This is a genomic window from Longimicrobium sp. (assembly GCA_036387335.1).
Taxonomy (GTDB): domain Bacteria; phylum Gemmatimonadota; class Gemmatimonadetes; order Longimicrobiales; family Longimicrobiaceae; genus Longimicrobium.
The window spans coordinates 1-5,747 of the sequence record DASVTZ010000056.1 but is presented as its reverse complement, the minus strand read 5'-3'; the positions used below and the strand labels follow the sequence as shown (position 1 = coordinate 5,747).

General features: G+C 68.9%; 6 protein-coding genes. All 6 read right to left on the bottom strand.

The window, feature by feature from the left end; translation table 11 throughout:
• Positions 1–340: hypothetical protein (locus tag VF647_04820; GenBank protein ID HEX8451398.1), on the bottom strand; the 340-nt coding region annotated here is incomplete at its 3' end.
• Complete coding sequence (hutU, locus tag VF647_04815; protein ID HEX8451397.1) at positions 337–2,010, bottom strand: urocanate hydratase; 1,674 nt, start codon at positions 2,008–2,010, stop codon at positions 337–339. The genes VF647_04820 and hutU, both read right to left, overlap by 4 nt.
• Before the next feature lie 187 nt (positions 2,011–2,197).
• Positions 2,198–2,770, bottom strand: a complete 573-nt coding sequence (locus VF647_04810) for a Uma2 family endonuclease (protein ID HEX8451396.1) — start codon at positions 2,768–2,770, stop codon at positions 2,198–2,200.
• A 112-nt stretch (positions 2,771–2,882) separates the two neighbouring features.
• Positions 2,883–3,449, bottom strand: coding sequence for a Uma2 family endonuclease (locus VF647_04805; protein ID HEX8451395.1), 567 nt, complete (start codon positions 3,447–3,449; stop codon positions 2,883–2,885).
• A 116-nt stretch (positions 3,450–3,565) separates the two neighbouring features.
• Entirely contained in the window at positions 3,566–4,132 is a 567-nt protein-coding gene (locus VF647_04800; protein ID HEX8451394.1) for a Uma2 family endonuclease, read from the bottom strand.
• Positions 4,133–4,210: 78 nt separating this feature from the next.
• Positions 4,211–5,747, bottom strand: a 1,537-nt coding sequence (hutH, locus tag VF647_04795) for a histidine ammonia-lyase (GenBank protein HEX8451393.1), incomplete at its 5' end; no start/stop codon positions are given.

The following is a 5,747-nucleotide window of genomic DNA, read 5'->3' as shown; positions in this document are numbered from 1 at the left end:
TCGCGAGCGCTCGCGATGCAACCAAACCGGTTCCGTACGCCCACACCGGATCGCTGGAGGGAAGCTGGAGGTAGGCATCCGCCTCCACTGGGCTCTCCGCCGAGCTGCCCAGCGCCACCCCGAGCGAGCCCGCCACCCCGCCCGGCTTCCCGGCGCGCCCATAGCGCGCGAACGGCACCCATTGCGGCGTCAGCACGTCAGGCGCGAGCGCGGTGTCGCGCGTAAGCAGGAGCCCTCCGGTGCCGCCGAAGAACAGCCCCGGCTCCACCCGCGGCCCATGCGTCACCGTGGGCGCGCACCCCGCAAGCGCCAGCAGCACCCCGGCCAGCGCCCGCCTCAAGCGCCCCGGTCCAGCATCGGAATCGGGATGTTCTCGCGGCGCGCGGTCTCGATGGCGGTCTCGTAGCCGGCATCGGCGTGGCGGATGACGCCCATGCCGGGGTCGTTGGTCAGCACGCGCTCCAGCCGCTCCCGCATCTCGTCGGTGCCGTCCGCCACGATCACCTGGCCGGCGTGGAGCGAGTACCCGATCCCCACCCCGCCGCCGTGGTGGAACGACACCCAGCTGGCCCCGCTCGCGACGTTCACCAGCGCGTTCAGGATCGGCCAGTCGGCGATGGCGTCGCTCCCGTCCTTCATCGCCTCCGTCTCGCGGTACGGCGAAGCGACGGAGCCGGTGTCCAGGTGGTCGCGGCCGATGACGATGGGTGCCTTCACCTCGCCGCGTGCCACCAGGTCGTTGAGCGCCACGCCGAACCTGGCCCGCGCCCCCTGCCCCAGCCAGCAGATGCGCGAAGGCAGCCCCTGGAACGCCACCCGCTCCTGCGCGCCGCGGATCCAGCGGTGGAGCAGCTCGTCGTCCGGGAAGAGCTCGAGCACCAGCTCGTCGGTGCGGCGAATGTCCTCCGGGTCGCCGGAGAGCGCCACCCAACGGAACGGCCCCTTGCCTTCGCAGAAGAGCGGCCGCACGTACGCCGGCACGAAGCCGGGAAAGGCGAACGCGTCCGTGAACCCCGCCTCGTGCGCCTGCGCGCGCAGGTTGTTGCCGTAGTCGAAGGTGACGGCGCCGCGCCGCATCATCTCCACCATCGCCTCGCAGTGCACGCGCATGGAGGCGCGCGAGCGACGCTGGTACTCCTCGGGGTCCGCGGTGCGCAGCGCGTCGCCCGCTTCCAGCGACATCCCGGCGGGAAGGTAGCCCACCAGGGCGTCGTGCGCGCTGGTCTGGTCGGTGAGCACGTCGGGCGTCACGCCGCGCCGCACCAGCTCCGGGAGCACCTCCGCGCAGTTCCCCACCAGCCCCACGGAGAGCGCCTCGCCGCGATCGCGCGCCTCCAGCGTCCAGCGGAGCGCCTCGTCCAAGTCGGCCGTCATGCGGTCGCAGTAGCGCATCGCGATGCGCCGCTCGATCCGCCACGGGTCCACGTCGATGCAGAGCGCGGCCCCGCCGTTCATGGTGATGGCGAGCGGCTGCGCGCCTCCCATCCCGCCCACCCCGCCGGTAAGCGTCCACGTGCCTTGCAGCGTCCCGCCGAAGTGCTGGCGCGCCACCGCACCGAACGTCTCGTACGTGCCCTGAAGAATCCCCTGCGTGCCGATGTAGATCCACGACCCGGCCGTCATCTGGCCGTACATGGTGAGCCCCTGCCGCTCCAGCTCGCGGAACGTCTCCCAGTTGGCCCATTTAGGTACGAGGTTGCTGTTGGCGATCAGCACCCGCGGAGCGTGCCGGTGCGTCCGCATCACCCCCACGGGCTTGCCGGACTGCACGAGCATCGTCTCGTCGTCCGCCAGGGAGCGCAGCGTCTCCACCATCGCGTCGAACGCTTCCCACGACCGCGCGGCCCGCCCCGTCCCGCCGTACACCACCAGGTCCTCGGGCCGCTCCGCCACCTCGGGATCGAGGTTGTTCATCAGCATGCGCAGGGCGGCCTCCTGCTGCCACCCCCTGCACGAGATCTCTGCGCCGCGCGGCGCGCGGATGATGCGGGGCTCCAGGATGGTGCTCATGGGGCGAAAAGTCGGGTGTAAGGAGTGTCTCAGCTGCGGCGGCTGACGGGACCCACGATGTACGGCACCGAGATGGTCAGCGATGGATGTGCCGCGGATCGCCAAATCAGCCTGCCCGTTTCAATCTACGCGCGGTTTCGCCTGCATCCGCCAGGCGCCGATCAGTTGGGGTTGTCCGACGACCTCGCTAGTCGTCACCCTGGTCATCGACCACAAAAGGCACGGAAAGCGTGAGCGCCGGTCCGCCCGGAATCAGATGCCATACCAGTGTGTCGGTCACGATCTCCGGCGGCCCGTTCGGGTCGTCGGCGAGGCGGTACACCTCGATCTGTTGAAGCTTGATGTCCACCACCCAGTACAGCGGAACGCCAAAGAGCGCGTACCGCTCGCGCTTCACTCCCCGATCCCTGGACGCGCTCGAAGGCGAGATAATCTCGATCGCGAGGTCAGGTGCGCCTTCGAACCCGCGGTCCGACAGGATCTCCGCCCGGCGTTCGTGCTTCAGGAAGACGAGATCCGGAACCAGGTAGTCCTCGCCGGACAGAAGGACGTCGACTGGTCCGTAGAGCTGCCCGATCCCATGCTCGCGGGTGAAGTTCTCGAAAATGCCGGTGATCCGCACGCTCGCGAGCTGGTGCCTGTAGTGCGGCGACGAACTCACGACCAGCTCTCCCGCGACGATCTCGTACCGCTTGCCGTCGTTCGGAAGGCGCGCGAACTCGGCGTACGCCCAATGCTTCGGCGTGGGCTTCGTGGCCATGGCTCCTCCTCTGGTTAGCGCCACGCGCTGAGCACTCGAAGTCCCGCGAATCGCCGAATCAGCTTACCCGTTCCAAGCCACGTGTATTTCGTCTGCACCACGCCACTGTGGATCATTCCAACCCGCGGAACAGCGCCTCCACGTCGATCTCCAACGTCGGGCCGCCGGGAACCGGCTGCCACCCGAGGAACCCGGCGGTGACCACCGCGGGCGTGCCGGCCCGCTCCCCGAATTGATGTCTTACGATTCGCGAGGAGCCCGGGTCCAGCACCCAGTACTCGGCCACGCCATAGTGGGCGTATCTCTCACGCTTGATCCCGCGGTCACGAAAAGCCGTCGAGTCGGAGAGGACCTCGATGACAAGATCCGGCGCTCCCTTGATCCCGCGCCTGCTGATGATCCCGAGTCTGTCGCTGCGCACGAACACGAGGTCGGGCACAAAGTAGTCACCGGGCCCGAACAACACATCGGCAGGACTCAGGACCACCCGGCCGAGGCCGTTCGCGTCTACAAAGGGCCTCAGCAACAGATGAAGGCGCCCAATAAGTTCCTGATGGGGCATGTCGGGCGAACTCACGACCAGCTCCCCGGCGATGATTTCGTACCGGTTGCCGTCGCCGCGCGGTAGCCGTGCGAAGTCATCATACGTCCACGTGTCGAAAACGGGCTTAGTCGCCATGGGATTTCTCCTCGAATCGATTGCCGTTTTCCGAGCACCCGCCATGCCGCGGAACGCCGAAATTGCGTGTCCGTCTCAATTTACGCGCGGTTCGCCTGCAACACGCCAGGCGCCGCTCAGTCCACGTTCTTGAACAGGTCCTCGAGACTGATCGTCAGTGCCGGCCCACCCGGCACCGGCTGCCACTCGAACGCTCCCGCGGTAAGCGTTGTCGGGACATCCGCATCTTCCACCAGCCGGTACAGATCGATCTGGGCTCGCCATGGATCGACAATCCAGTACTCCGGCACTCCGTACTGCGCATATCGCTCCCGCTTTATGCCGCGGTCCCGGAACTCGGTGACCTCGTGCACCACCTCGACGATGAGATCCGGCGGCCCCTCAATCGCGCGCTCATCAATGATCGCCAGGTGGTCCCGGCGGACGAACGCCAGATCAGGTGCCATGAGATCACCGATCGCGAACACGATGTCAACCGGACCGAGACACACCCGCCCAAGCTGATGCGCCTTCGCGAACGGGTACATCAGGAAGAGCAAACGCCCGATGACCTCCTGGTGCCGGGGGCTCGAGAACCGGGTGACCACCAGCTCTCCGGCGATGTACTCGTAACGGAAGCCGTCATGCTCCGTGAACTCCGGGCGTTCGTACGCCCAGCGCCGGGTGGCTGCATCGAGTGGCATGGCGTTCCTCCGTCAGGGGACGGGCCATGCCACGCGCACCCGCCGTGCCGATGAACACCACGGGCCGCAACTACGCGATCACGTGCGCCACAGCTCCGCAAAGGCGCCCTCGCGCACCATGGACGCGGCCGTTTCGATGTCCGGGGCGAGGATGCGGTCGGAGGTGAGGACGGGGACGCGCTCGCGGAAGAGGCGGTAGGCGCGCTCCACGCCGCGGCCGGGGCGCAACGGCTCGCGGTACTTGAGGCCCTGCGCGGCGCAGAGAAGCTCGATCCCCAGCACCGTCTCCACGTTGCGGAGTACCTTGCGCGCCTTGAGGGCGGAGGTCATCCCCATGGAGACGTGGTCCTCCTTGCCCGCGCCCGTGGGGATGGAGTCCACGCTGGCCGGGTGCGACAGCGTCTTGCATTCGTTGACCAGCGCCGCGGCCGTGATCTGCGCGATCATGAAGCCGCTGCACACGCCCGGGTCGTCGGTCAGGAAGGCGGGAAGGTCGCCGGAGAGGTCGGGATTCACCAGGCGCTCGATGCGGCGCTCGGACACCGATGCGAGGTCCGCGAGGGCGATGGCGAGCAGATCGAGCACCTGCGCGATCGGCTGCCCGTGGAAGTTGCCGCCCGAGAGCACCAGCCCGCCCTCGCCCTCGTCCGGGAAGACGAGCGGGTTGTCGGTGGCGCTGTTGGACTCCGTCTCCAGCACCTGACCGATGTAGGCGAAGGCGTTGCGCGCGGCTCCGTGCACCTGCGGCATGCAGCGCAGCGAGTAGGCGTCCTGCACGCGCGGGTCATCGTGGCGGTGGCTCTCGCGGATCTCGCTCTCGGCCAGGAGGGCGCGGAGGCGCTCGGAGCTGGCGGCCTGACCGGGATGGGGGCGCGCGCGCTGGATGGCGGGGTGGAAGGCGTCGGGGGTGCCACGGAGCGCTTCCAGGGTCATGGCGCCGGTCACCTCGGCGGTGTCCACCGCGCGCTCCGCGCCGCGCAGCAGGAGGGCGCCGATCCCCGTCATCACCTGCGTGCCGTTGTTGAGCGCGAGGCCCTCCTTGGCCTGCAGGCGGAGCGGCTGGAGGCCCGCCCGGCGCAGCGCCTCGTCGCCTGGGACGACCTCGCCGCCGACCTCGGCCGTGCCCTCGCCGATGAGCACCAGCGCCAGGTGCGACAGCGGCGCCAGGTCGCCCGACGCGCCCACGGAGCCCTGCTCGGGGATGACGGGGTGGATGCCGTGGTTGAGGAGCGCCATCAGCGCGTGCACCACTTCCGGACGCACGCCGGAGAAGCCTTTGGCGAGGACGTTGGCGCGCAGCAGGGTGATGGCGCGCGTCTCGGCGCGGGGGAGCGCGGGGCCCACTCCGCACGCGTGGCTGCGGATCAGGTTGAGCTGCAGCTCCTCCACGCGATCGATGGGGATCACCGTCTCCGCGAGGCGCCCGAAGCCGGTAGTGATGCCGTACACTACGCGCTCCTCGCGCAGCGCCGCCTCCACCACCGCGCGCGAGCGGAGGATGCGCTCCTCCGTACCCGGCGCGAGCGCGACCTCCACCTCGCAGTCGAACGCCACGCGCTCGATGTCCTCGAGCGTGAGGGTGTCACCATCGATCTCGATCCGCTGCCGCACTTCG